Annotated in this window: 23 protein-coding genes; 9 read left to right on the top strand and 14 right to left on the bottom strand. The window is 65.0% G+C overall.

Annotated elements, in window-relative coordinates; translation table 11 throughout:
* Position 1 precedes the first annotated feature (1 nt).
* Positions 2–760, bottom strand: a complete 759-nt coding sequence (locus BMX67_RS11995; protein ID WP_090735473.1) for a M48 family metalloprotease — start codon at positions 758–760, stop codon at positions 2–4.
* Between the two features lie 142 nt (positions 761–902).
* Between BMX67_RS11995 and BMX67_RS11990 the strand changes: the two genes are divergently transcribed.
* Positions 903–1,151, top strand: a complete 249-nt coding sequence (locus tag BMX67_RS11990) for a hypothetical protein (RefSeq protein ID WP_090735220.1) — start codon at positions 903–905, stop codon at positions 1,149–1,151.
* Here BMX67_RS11990 and BMX67_RS11985 read toward each other — a convergent pair.
* The gene (locus BMX67_RS11985; RefSeq protein WP_090735218.1) at positions 1,148–1,396 is read right to left on the bottom strand and encodes a DUF167 domain-containing protein; all 249 of its coding nucleotides are present in this window, start codon (positions 1,394–1,396) and stop codon (positions 1,148–1,150) included. The genes BMX67_RS11990 and BMX67_RS11985 overlap by 4 nt on opposite strands.
* A gap of 91 nt (positions 1,397–1,487) precedes the next feature.
* On the opposite strand from BMX67_RS11985, the gene BMX67_RS11980 reads away from it, so the two are divergent.
* Together BMX67_RS11980 and BMX67_RS11975 are read left to right on the top strand one after the other, a co-directional pair.
* Complete coding sequence (locus tag BMX67_RS11980; RefSeq protein WP_090735215.1) at positions 1,488–2,060, top strand: nitroreductase family protein; 573 nt, start codon at positions 1,488–1,490, stop codon at positions 2,058–2,060.
* The gene (locus tag BMX67_RS11975; RefSeq protein WP_090735213.1) at positions 2,057–2,773 is read left to right on the top strand and encodes an EI24 domain-containing protein; all 717 of its coding nucleotides are present in this window, start codon (positions 2,057–2,059) and stop codon (positions 2,771–2,773) included. The genes BMX67_RS11980 and BMX67_RS11975 overlap by 4 nt, the downstream gene beginning before the upstream one ends.
* Here the strand turns inward: BMX67_RS11975 and BMX67_RS11970 are convergent.
* Both BMX67_RS11970 and mce read right to left on the bottom strand, forming a co-directional pair.
* Complete coding sequence (locus tag BMX67_RS11970) at positions 2,727–2,999, bottom strand: DUF1467 family protein (protein WP_090735210.1); 273 nt, start codon at positions 2,997–2,999, stop codon at positions 2,727–2,729. The two genes, BMX67_RS11975 and BMX67_RS11970, sit on opposite strands and share 47 nt — an antisense overlap.
* On the bottom strand, positions 2,999–3,403 hold the full coding sequence (mce, locus tag BMX67_RS11965; protein WP_090735207.1) for a methylmalonyl-CoA epimerase: 405 nt from the start codon (positions 3,401–3,403) through the stop codon (positions 2,999–3,001). The genes BMX67_RS11970 and mce overlap by 1 nt, the downstream gene beginning before the upstream one ends.
* 130 nt (positions 3,404–3,533) lie before the next feature.
* On the opposite strand from mce, the gene BMX67_RS11960 reads away from it, so the two are divergent.
* Entirely contained in the window at positions 3,534–4,265 is a 732-nt protein-coding gene (locus BMX67_RS11960; RefSeq protein ID WP_425438981.1) for a response regulator, read from the top strand.
* On the opposite strand, the gene BMX67_RS11955 is transcribed toward BMX67_RS11960, so the two are convergent.
* The 6 genes from BMX67_RS11955 to BMX67_RS11930 all read right to left on the bottom strand — a co-directional run bounded on the left by BMX67_RS11955 (position 4,262) and on the right by BMX67_RS11930 (position 10,546).
* Positions 4,262–5,440: a DUF1501 domain-containing protein gene (locus BMX67_RS11955; RefSeq protein WP_090735204.1), complete on the bottom strand. Its 1,179-nt coding sequence runs from the start codon at positions 5,438–5,440 to the stop codon at positions 4,262–4,264. The genes BMX67_RS11960 and BMX67_RS11955 overlap by 4 nt on opposite strands.
* A gap of 4 nt (positions 5,441–5,444) precedes the next feature.
* On the bottom strand, positions 5,445–6,818 hold the full coding sequence (locus BMX67_RS11950; RefSeq protein WP_090735202.1) for a DUF1800 domain-containing protein: 1,374 nt from the start codon (positions 6,816–6,818) through the stop codon (positions 5,445–5,447).
* A gap of 71 nt (positions 6,819–6,889) precedes the next feature.
* Positions 6,890–8,665 (bottom strand): aspartate--tRNA ligase, encoded by a 1,776-nt coding sequence (gene aspS, locus BMX67_RS11945; protein ID WP_022706537.1) that lies wholly within the window; start codon positions 8,663–8,665, stop codon positions 6,890–6,892.
* 60 nt (positions 8,666–8,725) lie between these two features.
* A complete protein-coding gene (locus BMX67_RS11940) occupies positions 8,726–9,385 on the bottom strand; it encodes a CPBP family glutamic-type intramembrane protease (protein WP_090735199.1) in 660 nt (219 codons plus the stop codon).
* Complete coding sequence (locus tag BMX67_RS11935) at positions 9,358–10,122, bottom strand: glycoside hydrolase family 25 protein (RefSeq protein ID WP_245739436.1); 765 nt, start codon at positions 10,120–10,122, stop codon at positions 9,358–9,360. Before BMX67_RS11935 ends, BMX67_RS11940 begins: the two co-directional genes overlap by 28 nt.
* Before the next feature lie 151 nt (positions 10,123–10,273).
* Positions 10,274–10,546, bottom strand: coding sequence for a hypothetical protein (locus BMX67_RS11930; RefSeq protein WP_090735196.1), 273 nt, complete (start codon positions 10,544–10,546; stop codon positions 10,274–10,276).
* A gap of 202 nt (positions 10,547–10,748) precedes the next feature.
* Here BMX67_RS11930 and BMX67_RS11925 point away from each other — a divergent pair, with 202 nt between their 5' ends.
* From BMX67_RS11925 to BMX67_RS11915, 3 genes are read left to right on the top strand one after another with little or no spacing between them, the layout of a single operon-like run.
* Entirely contained in the window at positions 10,749–11,633 is an 885-nt protein-coding gene (locus BMX67_RS11925; RefSeq protein ID WP_245739435.1) for a glycosyltransferase, read from the top strand.
* Positions 11,633–12,466 carry an NAD-dependent epimerase/dehydratase family protein gene (locus BMX67_RS11920; protein WP_090735194.1) on the top strand — a complete coding sequence of 278 codons (834 nt, stop codon included), beginning with the start codon at positions 11,633–11,635 and terminating at the stop codon, positions 12,464–12,466. The genes BMX67_RS11925 and BMX67_RS11920 overlap by 1 nt, the downstream gene beginning before the upstream one ends.
* A 37-nt stretch (positions 12,467–12,503) precedes the next feature.
* Positions 12,504–14,231 carry a chloride channel protein gene (locus tag BMX67_RS11915; RefSeq protein ID WP_090735192.1) on the top strand — a complete coding sequence of 576 codons (1,728 nt, stop codon included), beginning with the start codon at positions 12,504–12,506 and terminating at the stop codon, positions 14,229–14,231.
* A 12-nt stretch (positions 14,232–14,243) separates the two neighbouring features.
* On the opposite strand, the gene cobT is transcribed toward BMX67_RS11915, so the two are convergent.
* The 4 genes from cobT to cobS all read right to left on the bottom strand — a co-directional run bounded on the left by cobT (position 14,244) and on the right by cobS (position 18,940).
* A complete protein-coding gene (gene cobT, locus BMX67_RS11910) occupies positions 14,244–16,112 on the bottom strand; it encodes a cobaltochelatase subunit CobT (protein ID WP_090735460.1) in 1,869 nt (622 codons plus the stop codon).
* Positions 16,113–16,189: 77 nt separating this feature from the next.
* The gene (locus tag BMX67_RS11905; RefSeq protein ID WP_090735189.1) at positions 16,190–17,215 is read right to left on the bottom strand and encodes a Hint domain-containing protein; all 1,026 of its coding nucleotides are present in this window, start codon (positions 17,213–17,215) and stop codon (positions 16,190–16,192) included.
* Positions 17,216–17,333: 118 nt separating this feature from the next.
* Entirely contained in the window at positions 17,334–17,972 is a 639-nt protein-coding gene (locus BMX67_RS11900) for a hypothetical protein (RefSeq protein ID WP_090735186.1), read from the bottom strand.
* Positions 17,969–18,940 carry a cobaltochelatase subunit CobS gene (gene cobS / locus BMX67_RS11895; RefSeq protein ID WP_090735184.1) on the bottom strand — a complete coding sequence of 324 codons (972 nt, stop codon included), beginning with the start codon at positions 18,938–18,940 and terminating at the stop codon, positions 17,969–17,971. Before cobS ends, BMX67_RS11900 begins: the two co-directional genes overlap by 4 nt.
* A gap of 131 nt (positions 18,941–19,071) precedes the next feature.
* On the opposite strand from cobS, the gene BMX67_RS11890 reads away from it, so the two are divergent.
* Both BMX67_RS11890 and BMX67_RS11885 read left to right on the top strand, forming a co-directional pair.
* Positions 19,072–19,626 carry a sigma-70 family RNA polymerase sigma factor gene (locus tag BMX67_RS11890; protein ID WP_342707920.1) on the top strand — a complete coding sequence of 185 codons (555 nt, stop codon included), beginning with the start codon at positions 19,072–19,074 and terminating at the stop codon, positions 19,624–19,626.
* The gene (locus BMX67_RS11885; RefSeq protein ID WP_090735178.1) at positions 19,623–20,339 is read left to right on the top strand and encodes an anti-sigma factor; all 717 of its coding nucleotides are present in this window, start codon (positions 19,623–19,625) and stop codon (positions 20,337–20,339) included. Before BMX67_RS11890 ends, BMX67_RS11885 begins: the two co-directional genes overlap by 4 nt.
* Positions 20,340–20,380: the final 41 nt, after the last annotated feature.

Genomic DNA, 20,380 nt, shown 5'->3' with positions numbered 1-20,380 from the left:
CCTACCGTGTCCTGCCGCTGCGCACGTCTTCGATGGCGCGTTGCACCTGCGCCAGACGCGAGGCGCGCGAGGGATGCGTTCCCAGGACGTGATTGCCGGGATCGGGCAGCCGTTCAAAGAACCTGGCCCCGCGCATCGGATCGAAACCCGCATTCAGGGACACGATGGCCCCAAGGTAATCGGCCTGAAGTTCCCAGTCCTTCGAATAATACCGCGACCCGACCGACGCGCCGATCTGCTGGGCCTGTTCGATCGCGGCCGCGTCGCCGCCATAGATCGACGCGATGCTGCCCAGAATCACCGCCCCCGCCGCAGCCGCGCCGGCCTTGCGGTCAAGATGGTTCAGGATGTGATGCGCGGCTTCGTGGCCGACGACAAAGGCGATCTCGTCGGAATTGCGGGTCGCCGCGATCAGCGACAGGGTAAAGCCGATAATCGGGCGGCCATTGTCATCGACCGTCTGAAAGGCGTTCGGTTCCAGTCCGGGGCGGTCATCGACGACGAATTGGAAATCGCAATTGATCGGCTGGGTGCGGCGCTGCAGGCATTCGCGTTCGACCGCGGGCTCCATCCGGCGCATGACGGCGACGAAAACGCGGGCGGAATCGTCGGGCGTGACGATGTCCATACTGGGGGCGCGGCTGGATTGGGTGGGTTGCCCCTGCGGCGCAGATGTCTGAACCGGCGCACAGCCCGCCAGCAGCCCCGCCACAATCACCGCCATCGCCGCCAACCGCCGGGGTGCCGATTTCCCTGCCATGATCGCTTGCATCCTGCCCTGTCCCCGCTTCGGGGTGATCCCGTTTGCCATCACCTTATCGCGCGTCATTTGCCGCTGCAAACCCTGACCCTTGCCCACCCTGCCCTTCCACGCAATTGTCAGGAACAAGCAGGAGAAAACAATGTTCACCATCGAGCACGATTTCGACGCCACCGTCATCACGCTGATCGACGAAGCCCCCGCCAAGACCCGGCCCCTGAACGAGGATGTGGTGATCCTGTCTTTCGACGATCGAGTCGTCATCGAACAGATGAGCCCCGATGGCGACGAGGTGGTCCGCGTCACCTTCACGCTGGAACAGCTGTCCGAACTGCGCCTTGCCCTGAACCTGCCCGAGGGGAATTACCGGATCGAGCGGAAGGACGGCTAGTCCAGCCGAAAGGTCTTGTCCCGCGCGGTCGCGCCACGGATCAGGGTCAGGCGCGATTTGGCGACACCCAGCGCATCCGCCAGCAGGCGGATCACCGCATCATTGGCCTTGCCCTTGTCAGGTGGCGCGGTGACGTGAACCCGCAGAACCTGCCCCGCCGCATCGACCGCGTTGCGGCGGGCCTTCGGCGTGACCCTGACCGCAAATTCGGCACCGGGGATTGCAAGATGGGACAGATCGCACATCGGCCACACATGGCAGGGCGGACGCTGCGGGGCAATCCTATGGAAATTCCCGCCCTGCCCCCATATGCCACCTGAAAGAACGGAGATCTTGATGGACCATCGCAACGATCAGGCGGTCGCGTTTCTGGGCGCCCGCCGCTCGCACCCGCCAAAGCTGCTGAAATCGCCCGGACCGGACCGCGACGAACTGATCCGGTTGCTGACCATGGCCGCCCGCGCGCCCGATCACGGAAAGCTGGAACCGTGGCGCTTTGTGGTCTTGGGTCGCGACCGGCTGGACGCCCTGCAACCGATCCTGCGCCAAGAGGTTCTGGCCACGGGTCAGGATGCCGCGGCGGCGGAAAAGGCCGCTGCATCCTTTGGTTCGCCGGTGATCGTGGCCGTGATCTTTTCGCCGGTGGCCAGCGAAAAGATCCCGGAATGGGAACAGGTCCTGTCGGCGGGCGCGGTCTGCCTTGGTCTGGTGAACGCGGCGCTGGCATCGGGATGGGGCGCGGCCTGGCTGACCGGGTTTGCGGCGCTGAACCAGGGCTTTGCCGAGGCGCATCTGGGCCTTGCGCCGTCCGAACGGGTCGCGGGCCTGATCCATATCGGCACGCGGGGCGAGACACCGCCCGAACGCCCCCGCCCCGATATTCAGGCCAAGACAAGCTGGCTGGAATGACCGTCTTTCGCGCACTGGCGCTGGCATGGTCCGACCTGCTGCGCCCCCGGATCTTTTCGCTGGCGCTGATGGGTATCGGGTTGACCGTCCTGCTGCTGGTGGCTTTGCAGGCGGGGGTTTTCTGGCTGATCCGCATCTTCGCAGCCGGCAGCTTTACCCTGCCATGGATCGGTGCGATCGAAACCGCCGCGCCACTGTCATGGGCCTCGCTTGCGCTGTTGCCGGTGATGGGCTTTTTCCTGATGGCCCCGGTCGCGGCCGGCTTCGCGGGGTTGTTCACCGACCGCGTGGCCGATGCCGTCGAGGACATGCACTATCCCCGCGCCAAGGGCCGCGCCCCGGATTTTCTGGACGGGCTGCTGGAATCGCTGGCGGTCGTCGCCGCGGTGCTGGGCGTCACGATCCTGTCGCTGATCCTGACGCCTTTTCTGGGTCCATTCGCGCCGCTGCTGTTCTACGGCGCGAATGGCTGGCTGTTGGGCCGTGAATTCTTTCAGATGGCCGCGCGACGGCATCTGGACGATACGCGCGCGACCGACCTGCGCCGCAGGCATATCCTGCCGATCACGCTGGCCGGGGCCGCAATTGCGGTGCTGCTGACCGTTCCACTGGTCAACATGATCGGCCCCCTTCTGGCTGCGGCGGGTTTTACCCACCTGTTCCACCTTATCCGCGGAAGAACAGGTCAAAGCTTTCCAACTGGGCGCGGGTAACGACCCCGCCCAGAATCAGCCAGGCGATGATCCCCCAGACCGCCGCCGCAAACAGCGTGGTCAGGATCAGCTTGCGGCGCAGCAACAGATTGGCCGGTGCGCCCGCGGGCGTGCCGGGCACGATCTCTCCGGCCTCGGCCTGCGATTTCTGGCCGATGGGCAGGACCACGAACAGGGTCAGAAACCACAGAACGGCATAAAGAACGATTCCGCCGGTCAGGTTCATCAGACCTGCTCCAGTTCGATCAGGCAGCCGTTGAAATCCTTGGGATGCAGGAACAGCACCGGCTTGCCATGTGCGCCGATCTTCGGTTCGCCGCTGCCCAGCACCCGCGCGCCTTCGGATTTCAGCTTGTCGCGGGCGGCGATGATATCCTCGACCTCAAAGCACATGTGGTGGATGCCACCCGAAGGGTTCTTTTCCAGAAAGCCGTTGATCGGGCTGTCGTCGCCCAGTGGATACAGAAGTTCGATCTTGGTGTTCGGCAGGTCGATGAACACCACCGTCACGCCATGATCCGGTTCGTCCTGCGGGGCGCGCACCGTCGCGCCAAGGGTGTTTTCATATTGGGCCGCCGCGGCCTGCAAATCGGGGACGGCAATGGCGACGTGGTTCAGCTTTCCGATCATGGGATCCTCCGTTTGTCGAAGTTCTAGGGCTTCAGCGCCGTCAGGAAAAGGAAAACGAGGGGATTAACCCGTTCTTAGGGAATCATTCGTTAACTAAAACGTATCGTCACACTCGGATGAGGAAACAGAGATGCTGACAGAAGTCGGAACCACCATGGGAGAGGCGCTGCCTCTTTGGCGCATGTCGCTGCCGGGTCGTCCACTGACCGGGCTGACCGTTCTTGTCGTCGAGGATTCGCGCTTCGCCAGCGAGGCGGTGCGCCTGCTGTGCCTGCGATCCGGGGCCCGCATCCGCCGTGCCGATTGCCTGCGGTCGGCGGCGCGGCATCTGAAGACCTATCGCCCGACGGTCGTGATCGTCGATCTGGGGCTGCCCGACGGCGATGGCGCCGACCTGATCCGCCAGATCGCCACATGCGAACCGCGCGTGCCGGTCGTTCTGGGCATCTCGGGCGACCCGGACATGCGCGACAATGCCATGCAGGCAGGCGCGGACGGGTTTCTGGCCAAGCCGGTCGAAAGCCTGGCGGTATTTCAGCAGGCGATCCTGTCGGCCCTGCCCCAGGCGGTACCTGCGGGGCCGCGCATTCTGCCCGATGACATGATCCAGCCGGACGCGTCCGGCCTGCGTGACGATCTGGCACATGTGGCCGAAATCCTGTCCTCGGCCCAGGACACGGCCGCCATCGACTATATCGCCCGATTTCTGGCGGGGGTGGCGCGGTCGGCGCATGACGACGACCTTGAACAGGCCGCAACGGCACTGGCCCGCGATCATCAGGCCGGGCACGCGGTTGCGACCGATCTGGCGCGGATCAGCGGGCTGGTTCAGGATCGGCTGTCGAAGGTGGCCGAGGTCTAGGCCCAGACGCCGGGATTGTCGCCCATCTCCAGCCCCGGAAACACGTCGCGTTCCAGCGCGTCGCGGGGGATGCCATACAGATCGCGCATCGCCCAGGCGGCATAGGCCCGGATGTCGCGCATCGGCATAAGGTCGCGCCCGGCATACAGATCGCCCTCGGCCAGACCCGGCCATTCGCCATAGGCGCGACCGCCGCGAATGGCGCCGCCCGCCATCAGCATCGCACCGCCCGTGCCGTGATCGGTGCCACCCGTTCCGTTTTCGCGCACCGTGCGCCCGAATTCGGTCATCGCCAGTACCGTCGTGCGCCCCCAGTTCGGCCCCAGCGTGTCGCGCAGGGTGATGATCGCCTCGGCCAGACGCTGCAACGACCGGCCGATGATCCGGCTCTGATTGGCGTGACTGTCCCATCCCGAAATCGAAAAGCTGGCGATCCGCGTTTCGCCGTTCAGCCGATCCGCGGCGAACCGTGCCAGCATCCGCGCGTCGCGGGCGGGACCGGGATCTTCCTGTTCGACCTGCATGCCCGCGCCGGCAATCTCCATCGCCTGATCGCCGGCGGCCTGAAACAACGGGTCGTCGTGATAGACATGTTCAAGAAGCCGCTGCGCCTGCCCCGACAGGTTGAAGCCAGCTTCGGGCGCCCAACTGCGCGCCGGGGCCGGACCATCCAGAATCTGCATGTCATCCAGCCCGATGGCATAGGCGGTCTGCGCCCGTGCCCCCGGCATCTGTTGCAGCAACCGGTTCAGCCAGCCATCCTTGCGCGCCAGCAGATCATCCTCGGACGGGATCCCGGCCTCCAGCAGGCCCTGCCCGTCGAAATGGCTGCGCTTGTCACGATAGGGCGTGGATACCGCAGGCGCGAAGGCCAATTCGCCTGAACGCCACAGCGGCATCAGCGGCGACAACGCCGGATGCAGCGCGAAGAAACCGTCCAGATCGGTCGCGCCCTGATCGGGTCCCTGCGACAGCTTGCGTCGCAGCTGTCGCAGCATCGGATCGCCATAGGGCTGAAACGCGTCCAGACCGTCCATCGCGCCACGAAGGATGATCACCACCAGCCGGTTTTCACCGGGGGCCGAGGCAAAGCTGATGCTGGACATCAACGGATGCGCCGCCGCCGAACAGCCGATCAGCGCCGAAGATTTCAGGAACAAGCGTCGTGACAGCATTGCGTCACCTCCGGTTGAAATCGGCCGAGGCCAGCACGATCGCCACCCCCTCACGCGGCGATTCCGCCTTCGGAACCGCCCATTGCAGCGATTGCGACGCGGTCGAACCCAGCGCGGTCCGCAAGAAATCGCGCGGATCGGGCAGATCGCCCAGCAGTTTGGCCGGGTGCCGCATCGACCAGTCGATCCGCGCGGCCAGCCCCTGCGGCGTGATCCAGCTTTCGGCGCTTTCGGGCCAGCCATCGGGACCGCGCGGCATGGCCCATCGCTGTCCCATGGTCTGCAGCGGGCGCAACAGCCGCCCGTTCGAATCGCGCCGGTCCAATTGCCGAAGATCGCCCCCCCGCATCCCCAGCGCACGCAGCGCGGCGACGACGAAATCAAAGGGCTGCCTGGCCTTCTGCCGAAATCCAGCGGCCAGTTCGGGGGCCTCGGCCAGGGCGACATAGACCACGGACAGATCGCCATCCGCCTGCCGATAGGTCTGCGCCAGACGGTCGATCAGATCGGCGGGCGGATCGTCGGACACGAAATGCACCGCCAGTTTGCGGGCCAGATGCCGCGCGGTGTCGGGATGCATGGCCAGATCGTCGATCACCGCGCGGATATCGTTCAGGCTGGCCTGTCCATTGCCGCCATAGGTGACGCCCAGCACGGTATCCGCGCCGGGTTCGGCCATGGCCGGACGAAAGGCCCGATCCTGCCCCGCCCGATAGCTAAGCCCGGTCAGCAGCCGCGCCAGTTGCCTCACGTCGCGCTGGGTATAGTCACCGCCGACGCCAAGGCTGTGCAGTTCGATCATTTCGCGGGCAAGGTTTTCGTTCAGGCCCAGATCGTCATCCTTGCGCCGCCTGGCAATGGCCGAATTCGGCCCGACGGACCCACTTTGGTTCAGGTAGGTCAGCATCCGCGGGTGGGTTTCCGCCGCGAACATCAGATCGGAAAAACGCCCCCCCAGATGCGGACGAATGGCCTCGTCGACATGGGCGGCGGCAATCAGGGACTGAAAGCGGTTGCCGCCCGCGACGGTGAAGTGATCGGACCAGAACTGCACCAGCCTTTCGCCAAAACCCACGGGATCAGCCACCGCACGCGCGACACGCACCTGAAAGGCATGCTGCGCCATCCAGATCGTCTCACGCCGCATCCGGGCCGATTTGCGCTGCGTCGGCTTGTCCGATCCGGGCTTTCGGGCTGCGGCGGCCAGATCGTTTTCGACCTGCCGGCGGGCGTCGATATCGGCCATGCGGATCGCATCCGCATCGGGCCGGGCCGTCGCGACCGACGCCAGCAGCAGATCGGCATCGACCGCTTGCGGGCTGTCCGGCGACAGACCATAGCCCAGCCGGATCATCGCGATTTCAGGGTCAAGAACCATTGCGCCTCAACGAAAACTGCCGCGGACATCATCCGCGGCAGATATGACACATGGCAAGGGCTGCTGTCAGTTCACTCTTTCGGCAGGGCCCGCAGACGCAATTCGCGCATCTGTTCATTGGTCGGTTCGGACGGGGCACCCATCATCAGATCCTCGGCACGCTGGTTCATCGGGAACATGATGACCTCGCGGATGTTCTGTTCATCCGCCAGCAACATCACGATCCGGTCGATGCCGGCCGCGCAACCGCCGTGCGGGGGCGCGCCATAGCGGAACGCCTTGACCATACCACCAAAGCGCTTTTCGACCTCGTCTGCGCCGTAACCGGCCAGTTCGAACGCCTTGAACATGATTTCCGGCTTGTGGTTCCGGATCGCGCCCGAGATCAGCTCATAGCCGTTGCAGGCCAGGTCGTACTGATAGCCCTTGACCGCCAGCGGATCGCCGTTCAGCGCGTCCAGACCACCCTGCGGCATGCTGAACGGGTTGTGGCTGAAGTCGATCTTGCCCTCGTCGTCCTTCTCGTACATCGGGAAATCGACGATCCAGGCGAACTTGAACTGGTTCTCGTCGGTCAGGCCCAGCTCGCGGCCGATCTCGTTGCGGGCGCGGCCCGCGACACCCTCGAACGCCTCGGGCTTGCCGCCAAGGAAGAACGCGGCATCGCCGATGCCCAGTCCCAGCTGCTGGCGGATCGCCTCGGTCCGCTCGGGGCCGATATTCTTGGCGACGGGGCCTGCAGCCTCGATCTGGCCGTTATCGTCCTTGCGCCACAGGATATAGCCCATGCCGGGCAAGCCCTGCGATTGCGCAAAGGCGTTCATGCGGTCGGCGAACTTGCGGCTGCCGCCGGTCGGCGCGGGAATGGCGCGGACCTCGGTGCCGTCCTGTTCCAGCAGCTTGGCGAAGATCGCAAAGCCCGAACCGCGGAAATGCTCGCTGACGATCTGCATCTCGATCGGGTTGCGCAGATCGGGCTTGTCGCTGCCGTATTTCAGCATGGCCTCGGCATAGGGGATGCGCGGCCATTCGGTATCGACCTTGCGGCCCTTGCCGAATTCCTCGAACAGGCCCTGCACGACCGGCTGGATCGAGGCAAAGACGTCCTCCTGGTCCACGAAGGACATTTCCAGGTCCAGCTGGTAGAAGTCGGTCGGGCTGCGGTCGGCGCGCGGATCCTCGTCGCGGAAGCAGGGCGCGATCTGGAAATACTTGTCGAAGCCCGCGACCATGATCAGCTGCTTGAACTGCTGGGGGGCCTGCGGCAACGCGTAGAACTTGCCCGGATGCAGACGCGACGGCACCAGGAAGTCGCGCGCGCCTTCGGGGCTGCTGGCCGTGATGATCGGCGTCTGGAATTCGGTGAAGCCCTGGTCCCACATGCGGTTGCGGATCGACCGGATCACCTGGCTGCGCAGCATGATGTTGTTGTGCAGGCTCTCGCGGCGCAGGTCGAGGAAGCGGTACGCAAGGCGCGTTTCTTCCGGGTAGTCCTGATCGCCGAAGACCGGCAGCGGCAGTTCATCGGCGGCGCCCAGCACCTCCAGGTCGGTCGCATAGACCTCGATCTCGCCGGTGGGCAGCTTGGGGTTCACGAGGCTGGCGTCGCGCAGCTTCACGCGGCCGTCGATGCGGATGACGGTTTCGGCGCGCAGCTTCTCCATCGCGGCGAAGGCGGGGCTGTCGCTGTCGGCCAGAACCTGCGTCATGCCGTAATGGTCGCGAAGATCGACGAACAGGACGCCCCCGTGATCGCGCACACGATGCACCCAGCCCGACAGGCGGATGGTTTCACCGGCGTTGGCGGCAGTCAGATCGCCGCAGGTATGGCTGCGATAGGCGTGCATGGTCGGTCCCCACTTGTTCAGCCCTCGCATGAACAGCGGGACAGTCGGGAAGTCAACCGCTCAGAAGGGGCGCACCACGTTGCCGCTGTAGAAATAATAGCCCATTCCCACCGCAAACAGCACATTTCCGGCCACCGCGTGCAGCATCCATGCCGCGGGAAAGCCGTGGCGCAGATAGGCACGCGCGAAAATCCAGCCGCCGCAGAAGGTCAGGATCGCCACGACCCAGGACCAATACATCAGATGCGCAAAGGAAAAGACGGCGGCATTGATCGCGATGGCCGCGTTTCCGGCAGGCATCAGACCGCCATAGCGATGGAAGAACAGGGGCCGGAAGATCAGTTCCTGCGGCAGGGCCGACAGCAGCGGGTAAAGGCACCAGATCACCAACAGGAATTCGGGGCGCTGCCGCACCATCGCAAAGATCGCCTCGGGTCGGGACAGATACAGCACCACCAGCCCCGAAATCAGCGTCGCGATCGCGATGCCCAGCACCTCCCACCAGGGCATCAGGCGGCCACGGACCAGTCCGCGCCATTCATAGCCGCCCGTGCGCCACAGCAGGATCAGCCCCGCCAGCATGAACAGGAACAGTGCCGTGAACATCTGATCCGGCGGCAGGAACAGCGCGATGGCCAAGGGCGCCCCGACATAAAGCAGGGCGAACTCGATCCACAACAGCGTGCGGGGTGCTACCGCGTCAATCGGGCCGAAAGCCATCGCGCCCAATCCGTTGACGAGCCTGCAAAGGCGTTGATGTCGACGTCACCCTGAATGCCCGGAACGATCCCGGTACCGGTATACTGCCAGAAGGCCCACCGCTGCCCCGGATAGGTGACGCTGGGATGATCCGCGACCGAGCGCAGCCAGAATTCCGCGCGCATGTCGCCCAGACGGTTGTCGCGGTAGAAATCGACCGTGGTGTAGATGATCGGACGCTGGCCATAGTGGCGGCCGACGATATCCAGGAAGATATTCGCCTCGCGCTTGACCTCGGCTGCGGGCGGGCGACGCGGGCAGGTCTTGGAATGGGTCCATTCAAGGTCCAGAACCGGCGGCAACGAGCCCCGTTCGCGCGGGACGTTGCGGATGAACCACGCCGCCTGTTCGCGACCGGTCCGGCAGAAATAGTAATAGTGATATGCGCCGCGCGGCATCCGTGCCGCCGCCGCCTCGCGCCAATAGCGCTGAAAGCTGGGGTCGCTGTGATCGCCGCCCTCGGTCGCCTTGATGAAGGCGAAGCTGACACCGGAACTGCGGACCTGCGCCCAGTTGATGTCGCCCTGCCACCGGGAAATGTCGATCCCGTGGACATGGTGATTATAGGGGTGACCATTGCGCCACTCATGCGGGTGGCTGTCGCCCAGTTGTGGAACGGATCCACCGACATATCTGGCGCCTCCGGCGGTTTCACCACGCGGCGGCGTTCTGGAACACGCCACCGCCAGAATCAGCATCAAGCCCAATAAGACCTTGGTTAAGTGACGCATTCCTGCCCCTTGATTTGCCTGTGACCCGCGTTGTTCGCGGCTTTGGCAAAAGTATCGCAAAGCTGTGAATGAAAGTCACCGCCCCGCAGAGGTCACGAACACGTCAGGACCGCACCGATCAGTTCGCCGGCGCGGTTTCGCCACCCTCTCCCACCGGTGCCGCGGCATCGGGCGAGATGGTCGGCGCCGCGGCGTCGCCGGCCCCTTCGGCATCGGTGATCGGGGTATCCTCAGGCGGAGGGGTGGTTGCGATGCCCTCATTCTGCTCGTCCACCCCGGCGGGAAAGACGACATACAAAAGCAGCGCCGCCAGTACGGCAACCGCAATGGCAATCAACGCGGGCCGGTGCTTGCGGGCCGAACGCGTGGCGTCGTTGTCGTTATGGGACATTGCTGTCTCCTGTTTGAACCTGTCAGTCAGAAAACTTCGCCTCTGGCGGGTTGGTTCCGGGCGCAAGGGCGGATTCGCACATCGCTGCCCGTCGGCCCGGTCAGGCATGGCAATGCGCTGCGGTTTCTGTCATCAAAACATCACCGGATTGCCATATCCTGCAGATCGCGCAGAAAAGACATCGTCAGTCGAAGGGCACAGAATGGGATTTTCGCCGCTGATCCACCCCGGTTCCACCCCGCAAGGCAAGGCGCTGGCCGCGGGCCTGATCGCGGAACAGCCTGCAAGGGCCGACCACGCCTTTGTCACGCTGGTCAGCAACGCCGCCTATCTTCCGGGGGCCGAAGCGCTGCTGCGCTCTTTGCGGCTGACGGGCAGCGGCGCCGATCTGGTGGTGCTGCATCGCGGTCTGGAACAGCCGCATCTGGCTCGTCTGCGGGCGCTGGGTGCGCGACTGGTTCATGCCGATCTGCTGCCCACCTCGGCGGGTTTCGACCAGACCCATGCCCGTGACGCGCTGCACCGGCGGGCCGCCTTCACCAAGGGCGGCAAGCCCGATTTCCACACGCCGCTGGACAATTTCATCAAGCTGCGGCTGTGGCAGCTGGATTACGACCGCTGTGTTTTCGTCGATGCGGACGCGATCGTGCTGCGCCCGGTGGACAAGCTGTTCGACATGCCCGAATTCTGCGCCGCGCCCAATGTCTATGACGGGCTTGACGGGTTTCTGCGGATGAATTCCGGCGTTTTCACCGCCCGCCCCGATGCCGCGACCTATGCAGACATGCTGTCGCGGCTGGACCGTCCGGGCGTGTTCTGGCGGCGCACCGATCAGACCTTCCTGCAGGATTACTTCCCCGATTGGCACGGCCTGTCGGTGCATCACAACATGCTGCAATATGTGTGGTTCATGATGCCCGAACTTTGGAGTTGGGACGACATCCGCATCCTGCATTTCCAATACGAGAAACCGTGGCAGGACCATGACAAGGCGCATCTGCTGCGACCGTTGATCGATCTGTGGCGGGCGATCGCGGCGGGTCAGCCCATGCCCGACCTGGCCGCCCAGACACGGCCTGCCGCCTGATGCGGATCGCGCTGACCGGAGCCAATGGCATCATCGGCAGCGCGATTGCCGAAGCCGCCTGCGCCGAGGGCCATCGGGTCACCGCCATCGGTCGCATGACCGGATACCGACTGGGCGATGATGCCGATCTGCGGGGGCATGACGCGCTGATCCACTGTGCCTTTGCGCATGTTCCGGGCAAGTATCGCGGCGGCGAGGGGTCTAACCCCGACGGCTTTCGGCGGGCCAATCTGGACGGCTCGATCCGGCTGTTCGATGCGGCGGCGCGTGACGGGGTGCGGCATGTGCTGTTCCTGTCCTCGCGCGCGGTCTTTGACGGGCGCGCACCGGGCATGATCCTGACCGAGGATCTGCCCCCCAGGCCGACCACGCTTTACGGGCAGGTCAAGGCCGAGGCCGAGGCCTATCTGGCCGATCTGCGTCGCGGCGGCCTGCTGACCACCTCGGTCCGCGCGACGGGGGTCTATGGCACCGGCAACGCCCATAAATGGCGCCAGCTTTTCGCCGAGTACCTGTCGGGCAAGCCGATCGAACCCCGCATCGGGTCCGAGGTGCATGTCGAGGATCTGGCCGATGCGGTGATGATCCTGCTGGCTCAGGACAGCCCGCCCCCCATCGCCCATGTCAGCGACATCCTTCTGGATCGCCGCGATCTGTTGGCGCAGGTGATGGCGCTGACCTGCTGCGCCCATCCGCTGCCCGCCGCAGATACCGACAGTTGGCCGCGTGAACTGCGCTGTGACGCGCTGCACGCCCTTGGCTGGCAGGGCGGCGGCTGGCGAAAATTATGCGCGACCCTGCCCGCCATGCTGGACGATCTGCCGCGTTTGTGATCGGCTGAAGGCCGGATTTCTGAAATGGCGCAAGGACATGACCCGCAAGCCAAGCGATGATCGCCCACAACCCCCTGCCCCCGCGGCGGGCTGGTGGCGCCCGACCTTCAGCTATGTGACGGGGCGCTGCGGCGGCGCGCTGCGGATCATGCGCGAACGCGGTCCCAGCCAGATGCAGTTCTGGTTTCTGGCGCTGTTGATCGGCATCGGCGCGGGGCTGGCCGCGCTTGGCTTTCGCCTGGGGATCAGCGCGTTGCAGCGCGCCATCTACGGCGCGGACGACCTGACCCTTGCCACCGCCGCCGAACGGCTGCCCTGGTACTGGGTGCTGGTGGTGCCGGTGATCGGCGGGCTGGTCGTCGGCCTGATCCTTGATCGCTTCACCCCCGATGCCCGCGTCCGCGCCGTGGCCGACGTGATCGAGGGCGCCGCGCTGGACGGGGGCCGCGTCGAAACGCGCGAGGGGCTGGCATCGGCTGCGGCCTCGCTGATCACGCTTGGCACGGGGGGCAGTTCCGGTCGCGAAGGCCCGGTGGTGCATCTGGCCGGTGTCGTGTCCACCGCCGTGGCCAAAAGGATCAAGGCAAGCCCGATGACCGGGCGCGATCTGCTGGGCTGTGCCGTCGCGGGCGCCGTCGCCGCCAGCTTCAATGCCCCCATCGCAGGGGCCCTGTTCGCGCATGAAGTGGTGCTGCGCCATTTCGCGCTGCATGCTTTCGCCCCGATCGCGATTTCGGCGGTGGCGGGCACGGTGATCAACCGGCTGGAATTTGGCGGGCTGACCGAATTCAACCTGCCGCAACAGGCCGATCTGGCCTTTTACGTCGAACTGCCCGCTTTCATGCTGCTGGGGCTGGTATCGGCATTGGTGGCGGCGGCGCTGATGTCGGCCATCTTCCGCGCCGACCGGGTCGGCAACTGGCTGATGTCACGCACGGGCTGGCCGCGCTGGCTGCGCCCGACGATCGCGGGACTGGCGTTGGGGCTGATCGCGATCCCCTTTCCGCATATCATCGGCGTCGGCTATGAAACCACCGCCGCCGCGCTCAGCGGGCGGATCGGGGCGGCGCAGGCCGTGCTGTTTGCGGTCGTCAAGGCGATCGCCGTCGCCATCACCCTTGGCGGGCGCATGGGGGGCGGAGTTTTCTCGCCAGCGCTGGTCATGGGGTCGCTGACCGGGCTGACTTTCGGCATCATCTCGACCGCGGTGCTGCCCGAATTGTCGGGATCGGTCGATATCTATGCCTTTGCGGGCATGGGCGCGGTGGGGGCGGCGGTTCTGGGGGCGCCGATTTCGACCGCGCTGATCATCTTCGAGATGACCGGCAACTGGCAGACGGGGATCGCGGTGATGGCCTCGGTCTCGCTCAGTTCGGCGCTGGCCTCGCGGCTGGTGAACCGATCCTTCTTTCTGACCCAGCTGGAACGCCGCGATGTCCATATCGCCGAAGGCCCGCAGGTCTGGCTGCCGCAAAAGATGCGGATCACCGCGCTGATCCGTCGGTTGGGCGATGAAAATGCGCCCTCGCCCGATCTGGCGCGGAACCTGATGGATGGCGGCGCGGTGCTGATCGAGGGGATGGCGCTGGATCGGGCACTGGCCGAATTCGACCGCAGCGGCGCCGCCTTTCTGCCGGTGATCGCGGCCCCCGATCCCCAGGACGCCGACACACCGCCCGAACCGTTCGGCGTGGTCTATCACGTCGATGCGCTGCGGGCGCTGAATCAGGCACTGTCGGAAACCGCCGCCGAAGAACACGGCTAGGCGGCGGCGGGATCAGCCCCGCCGCATAGCCGCCATGCCCAGCACCCGCGCACGTTTGCGCGGATCGCTGTCGAACAGCGCGGCCAGCTGTTCGGTGATCGCCCCCGCCAGCTGTTCGGCATCGGTGATCGTGACCGCGCGGTCGTAATAGCGCGTCACGTCATGGCCAATCCCGATGGCCAGCAATTCCACCTGACGTTTGCGTTCGACCATGGCGATCACGTCGCGCAGATGCTTTTCCAGATAGTTCGCCGGGTTGACCGACAGGGTGGAATCATCCACCGGTGCGCCGTCGGAAATCACCATCAGGATCTTGCGCGCCTCGGCCCGTTTCGCCAGTCGGCGATGCGCCCATTCCAGCGCCTCGCCGTCGATGTTTTCCTTCAGCAGGCCTTCCTTCATCATCAGGCCCAGATTGGGCCGAACCCGGCGCCAGGGCGCATCGGCGGATTTGTAGATGATGTGCCGCAGATCGTTCAGGCGGCCGGGCTGCGCGGGGCGACCCTGCTTCAGCCAGTCCTCGCGCGCCTGCCCGCCCTTCCATGCGCGGGTGGTAAAGCCCAGGATCTCGACCTTGACGTTGCAACGTTCCAGCGTCCGCGCCAGAACATCGGCGCAGATTGCCGCAATGCTGATCGGGCGACCGCGCATCGAGCCGGAATTGTCCAGCAACAGCGTCACCACAGTGTCGCGGAACTCCATGTCCTTCTCGACCTTGAAGCTGAGCGGCGTGGTCGGATTGGCGACGACACGGGCCAGACGTCCGGCGTCCAGAACACCTTCTTCCTTGTCGAATTCCCAGCTGCGATTCTGCTGTGCCTGCAAGCGACGCTGCAACTTGTTGGCAAGGCGGCTGACCGCCCCGCGCAGCGGATCAAGCTGCTTGTCCAGATAGGCGCGCAGACGTTCCAGTTCGGCCGGGTCGGCCAGATCCTCGGCACGGATTTCCTCGTCCCAGGTCTGGGCGAACACCTTGTACTCGGCGCTGGCCTCGCTGACCGGGGGCGGAATGTCGGGCGGCGACTCGGCCTCGGGCATCTCGGCCTCGTCGGTCAGCTGTTCGTCGGACTGGTCGTCCATGCTGACCTGCGCCTGACGTTCGTCCTGCTGCTGTTCCTGACTGCGCTCGGGCGAGGCGTCCGAGTCTTCGTTTTCGTTTTCTTCGCGCGACTGGTTGTCGCCGGCCTCTTCGTCCTGCTCGGCGTTTTCTTCGGCGTCGTCCTCCTGGGGGTCGTCCGGGTCTTCGCCCAGCTGATCGCCATAGCCAAGATCGCTGATCATCTGGCGAGCCAGTCGCGCAAATGCCTGCTGATCCTCCAGCACGTCATTCACATTCGCCAGCGCATCGCCTGCCTGCTGTTCAACGAAAGGACGCCACAGATCGGCCACGTTCTGCGCCCCACGCGGCAGCGCCCGCCCGGTGGCCGCCTGACGCAGAAGATAGCCCGCCGCCACGGCAAGGGGCGCGTCCGCGGGCTGCGAGATCTGGGAATAGCCCTTCTTGTCGGCATCGACCCCGATCTTCACGTCGATATTGGACAATGCGCCCGGCATGTCGCGGGCCCCCAGCGCCTCGCAGCGGGCGGTTTCCATCGCCTCGTACAACTCGCGCGCCATCGGCCCTGAGGGGGCGAATTTCGCATGGGTGGCGGCGTCGTGATGGCGCACCCGCATGGCCAGCGCATCGGCGGTTCCCCGCGCGATCAGAATTTCCTCGCGACCCATGCGGCGGCTGATCTGCGGCAGGCGCATCGTATCGCCCGCCACGCCCGACGGATCGGCGCTGAAGGTCACGTTCAGTTCCCGCTCATCGGCCATGGCGCGCGTGGCCTCGGTCAAGGCCTTCTTGAACGGATCGGCGGGGTTGTCTGACTGTTTCATGGCGACCATAGAACACCACCTGCGGCGCAGGGCAAGTGTCTGGCCGCAGAACAGCCGGCTTCGCCGTCAGTTTGCCGCTATAGCAGGTCCTTGGCGTTCTTTGCGTGCCGCGCGGCCAGATCCCGCTGACGCCTGTTTTCCGGGATCATGCGCGCGGGCGATGCGATGCCCGGCTGACCGAATAGGGTCCGAAACTCGGCCTGCGCTTCATCTGAAAGCGCCGCGATCCCAATCGGCGCGGCAAGAAAGCTTTCGGTGGGTGCACCCTCGGCAAAGATGATCTGATGATCATCGAAGACCAGATGGAAATACTCGACCGAACTGGCGTCCATATCGATATAGATGCCGGGGATAGCGGTCAGCTTTTTTGCCGCTATCAGAACCTCGGGCTGGCTGAACATGCGCTGCACGATCGGCGAAGCAACCAGCATCCGGTGCTGCGGCGATACCAGAAGATCGGCGACCGGCAGCCCATTTCCCATTGCCCCCGCCGTGATCCTGACAGGGCGCAGCTTGGAATTTCTGGCCAGTTCCGCAGGCTGGACCCGGCGCGACAACAGCAGGCGCAGGGGCTGCCAGCCGTGGTCCTGTGTCTGCACCAGATCGCCCGCCGCAAGATCCTGCACCGCGACCTCGCCCCGGTCGGTCCGAACCCGCGTGTCACGGGCAAGACAGGCGACGTAGCCGGTATATTCGTTCTGCTGCCGGTGGGACGTGCGTTCGATATTGAATGTATAGCTTTGCCCCGGTTGCAGCGCCACGGTCGAGATGATGCCGTCGATCGCCCCCTGCTGGTAACCGTCACCGCCAAAATGCAACGCGGTGACCTTGTGTCCAGTGGTGCTGTTGATCAGGTCATACGCCGTGCTGACCGTAGTTCCCGCCGGAAGGGTCTGCCCATCCAGATCAGCCGGCTGGTTCAGGACCTGACTGCCATCGATCTCGTCGATGATCAGGTCGTTGTCCAAGATGTCGATGGCCGTCGGTCTCGCATCTGGTCGCAGGGTCAGCGTGAAGGGGGCCGTGCCCGCTGCCGCCGCGCCGCTTTCGGCAGGCGGGGTGACGGTGAAATCACTTGGACTGTAAACCAGAATAATCGGCATCGAGAGGTCCTTTTGTAGGGCCAGCAAGGAATGTCGTATCAATATGTGGCCTGATTAGGTATCACAACAAGGCCGAGAACTCATCTGAAAACCGCAAGAGCCGACGCTGCGTCAGGCATCAGTCCTGCGTCAGGTCGACCGCGCAAAAATCCGGCCAGCCGTCCTGTCCGGAATCCCAGTCGGCCAACAGGCGCAGCGCGGGTTGGATGCCGCTGTCATGCGACGCAGCGCGGTCGGGATATTCGATGTCCCGCACCCAGCGTCCCGTCAGCAGGTTCCAGTCGCAACTGGCCGAGGCCGCGGTCAGCCGGTCCCATTGACGCAGGGTATAGCCGGCCACGCGGATCTGCCCGTCGCGTTCGGCAAAGGTCAGCACCTCTTCCCAAGGGGAACGCCCGACACCGATCTGTTCGGCGCGCAATTGCAGGCTGCCCGTCGCGGACACGGTCAGGGTCGGGATCTGTCCGGCCATCGACCCCATCCAGACCAGGTTGCGGCCGATGGCGATGGGCTGACCCGCAGCCTCGTCGGGCGATGACGCCAGGATCACCAGATCCGCGCCGCCCGCATCCGCGGGATCGCCCGCGACAAGAATGGCGCGTTCCTCACCGATGTGATCGGCAGATATCTCGACCGTGACGGCCTGCAACACGCGCGGCAGGACTGCCGCCTCTTGCGGTGTCAGCCCGTCCGCAGCCGCCTGCCCCGCGGTCAGGGACAGGCACAGCGGCACAAGATGGTGCCGCAGCGGGCTCACAGGGCTTTTGCGGCGGCGCTTTCGGGCAGTTCCTCGTCGAACAGGCGCTGATAGAACTCGGCCACCGTCTGGCGTTCCAACTCGTCGCATTTGTTCAGGAAGGTCAGGCGGAAGGCATAGCCGATATTGTCGAAGATGCGCGCGTTCTGCGCCCATGCGATCACGGTCCGCGGCGACATCACCGTCGACAGGTCGCCCTGCATGAAGGCGGTGCGGGTCAGATCGGCCAGCGTCACCATCTGACCGATGGATTTGCGCCCCTTTTCCGTATTCCAGGTCGGGTTCTTCGACAGCACGATCGCGGTTTCGGCGTCATGCGACAGGTAGTTCAGCGTCGAGACCAGCGACCAGCGGTCCATCTGACCCTGGTTGATCTGCTGCGTGCCATGGTAAAGACCCGTCGTATCGCCCAGACCGACGGTATTCGCCGTCGCGAACAGCCGGAAACAGGGATGCGGCGTGATCACTTCGTTCTGGTCCAGCAAGGTCAGCTTGCCGTCGGTTTCCAGAACGCGCTGGATCACGAACATCACATCGGCGCGACCTGCATCATATTCGTCGAATACGATCGCGGTCGGGTTGCGCAGCGCCCAGGGCAGGATGCCTTCGTGGAACACCGTGACCTGCTTGCCATCGACAAGCTTGATCGCGTCCTTGCCGATCAGGTCGATCCGGCTGACATGGCTGTCCAGGTTCACACGTACACAGGGCCAGTTCAGGCGGGCGGCGACCTGTTCGATATGGGTCGATTTGCCGGTGCCGTGATAGCCCTGGATCATGACGCGACGGTTATAGGCAAAGCCTGCAAGGATCGCCATCGTGGTGTCGGGATCGAACTTGTAGGTGCTGTCGATTTCCGGAACGCGATCGGTGCGTTCGGCAAAGCCTTTCACCTTCATGTCGCTGTCCAGACCGAACACCTCGCGCAGGTCGATCTCTTCGGTAGGTTTCGCGTTCGCGTCCAGCATCCTCGGGCCCTTTCCTCGCATCCGCGCCTTGATCGCGCATTCGCAGCCACAGTGCAAGCCGTGGTCGCGTTGACGCGTGCCGGGACGGTCCATAAGGTAGCCGCAACAATCCCGGAACCACGAGGTTTGGCGTGCAGGATGCCCGCAGGCTAGAGCTGGAAGAAATGATCGCGCGGATCGCGCTTGGCGACCGCGATTCGTTCGAGGCGCTGTATGACGCGACTTCGGCCAAGTTGCATGCGGTCTGCCTGTCGGTCCTGAAGGATCGGCCCGAGGCCGAAGAAACCCTGCAAGAGGTCTATATCAAGATTTGGCAGAACGCGACGCGCTATGCCTCGAACGGGTTGTCGCCGATGACCTGGCTGATCACCATCGCCCGCAATCGCGCAATCGACAGGCTGCGGGCCCGCAGTTCGCGCCCCGCGACCGCCCCGACCGATGCGGCGGCCGTCCTGCCCTCGGGCGAGCCCAGCCCCGAGGCTGCGACGATCCGTGCGCAGGAATGGGAAATGCTGGATGAATGCCTTGCACAGCTGGCCGATCAGCAGGCCGGTGCCGTGCGCGCGGTCTATCTGGAAGGCGTGACCTATGCCGATCTGGCCGAACGCGAGGGCAAACCCGTCAACACCGTCCGCAGCTGGCTGCGCCGCAGCCTTCTGCGCCTGAAGGACTGTGTCACCAGATGACCGAAGACACCCCCCTGACCCCGGATGAACATGACAGCGCCCTTGCGGCCGAGCTGGCGCTTGGACTGCTGGAAGGTCCCGAAGCCGAGGCCGCGACGACCCGCATGACCGAGGATGCGGGCTTCGCGCAGCAGGTCCGCGACTGGCAGGAACGGCTGGCCGGTCTGGCGATGCAGTTGACGCCGGTCATGGCTCCGGCCCGCGCCAAGCAGGGCATCCGCGAAAGGCTGGGCTTCGGGATGGCGCCGCTGGCCGAGGATCCGACCGAAACCCGCCCTTGGTGGCGCGGGCCTATCGGCGCGCTGGCGGGGCTGGTCGCCGTGGCGGCGGTCGCGGCCTTCCTGTGGCTGCCCGGCAACGCGCCGATCACCCCGACGGGCGCGCAGCCCGATTATCAGGCACAGCTGCAATCCGAGGCCGGCGATCTGCGTGTCGCCGCCCGTCTGGATGGACGCGAGATGGAAATCGACCTGCAGGATGGCGCGGCCGGCGAAGGCCGCGACCTGGAGATCTGGTGGATCAAGCCCGATGGCAGCGCGCCGATCTCGATCGGGCTGGTCCCGCGCAGCGGCAATGCCCGGATGGAGCTGCCCGCCGATCTGGACCCCACCGAGGGGATCAAGATCGCGCTGACGGATGAACCCGCCGGTGGTTCGCCCACAGGGCAGGCGACAGGCCCGATCGTCGCCGTCGCGGACCTCACACGTTTGTGATGTCGGTTTTTCAGGGCGGGCAGGCAACTTCTGCCCGCCTT

The organism is Paracoccus homiensis, from assembly GCF_900111675.1.
Lineage (GTDB): Bacteria > Pseudomonadota > Alphaproteobacteria > Rhodobacterales > Rhodobacteraceae > Paracoccus > Paracoccus homiensis.
Note: the sequence above shows the minus strand (reverse complement) of the source record. Positions and strands in the feature narration are given on the sequence as shown.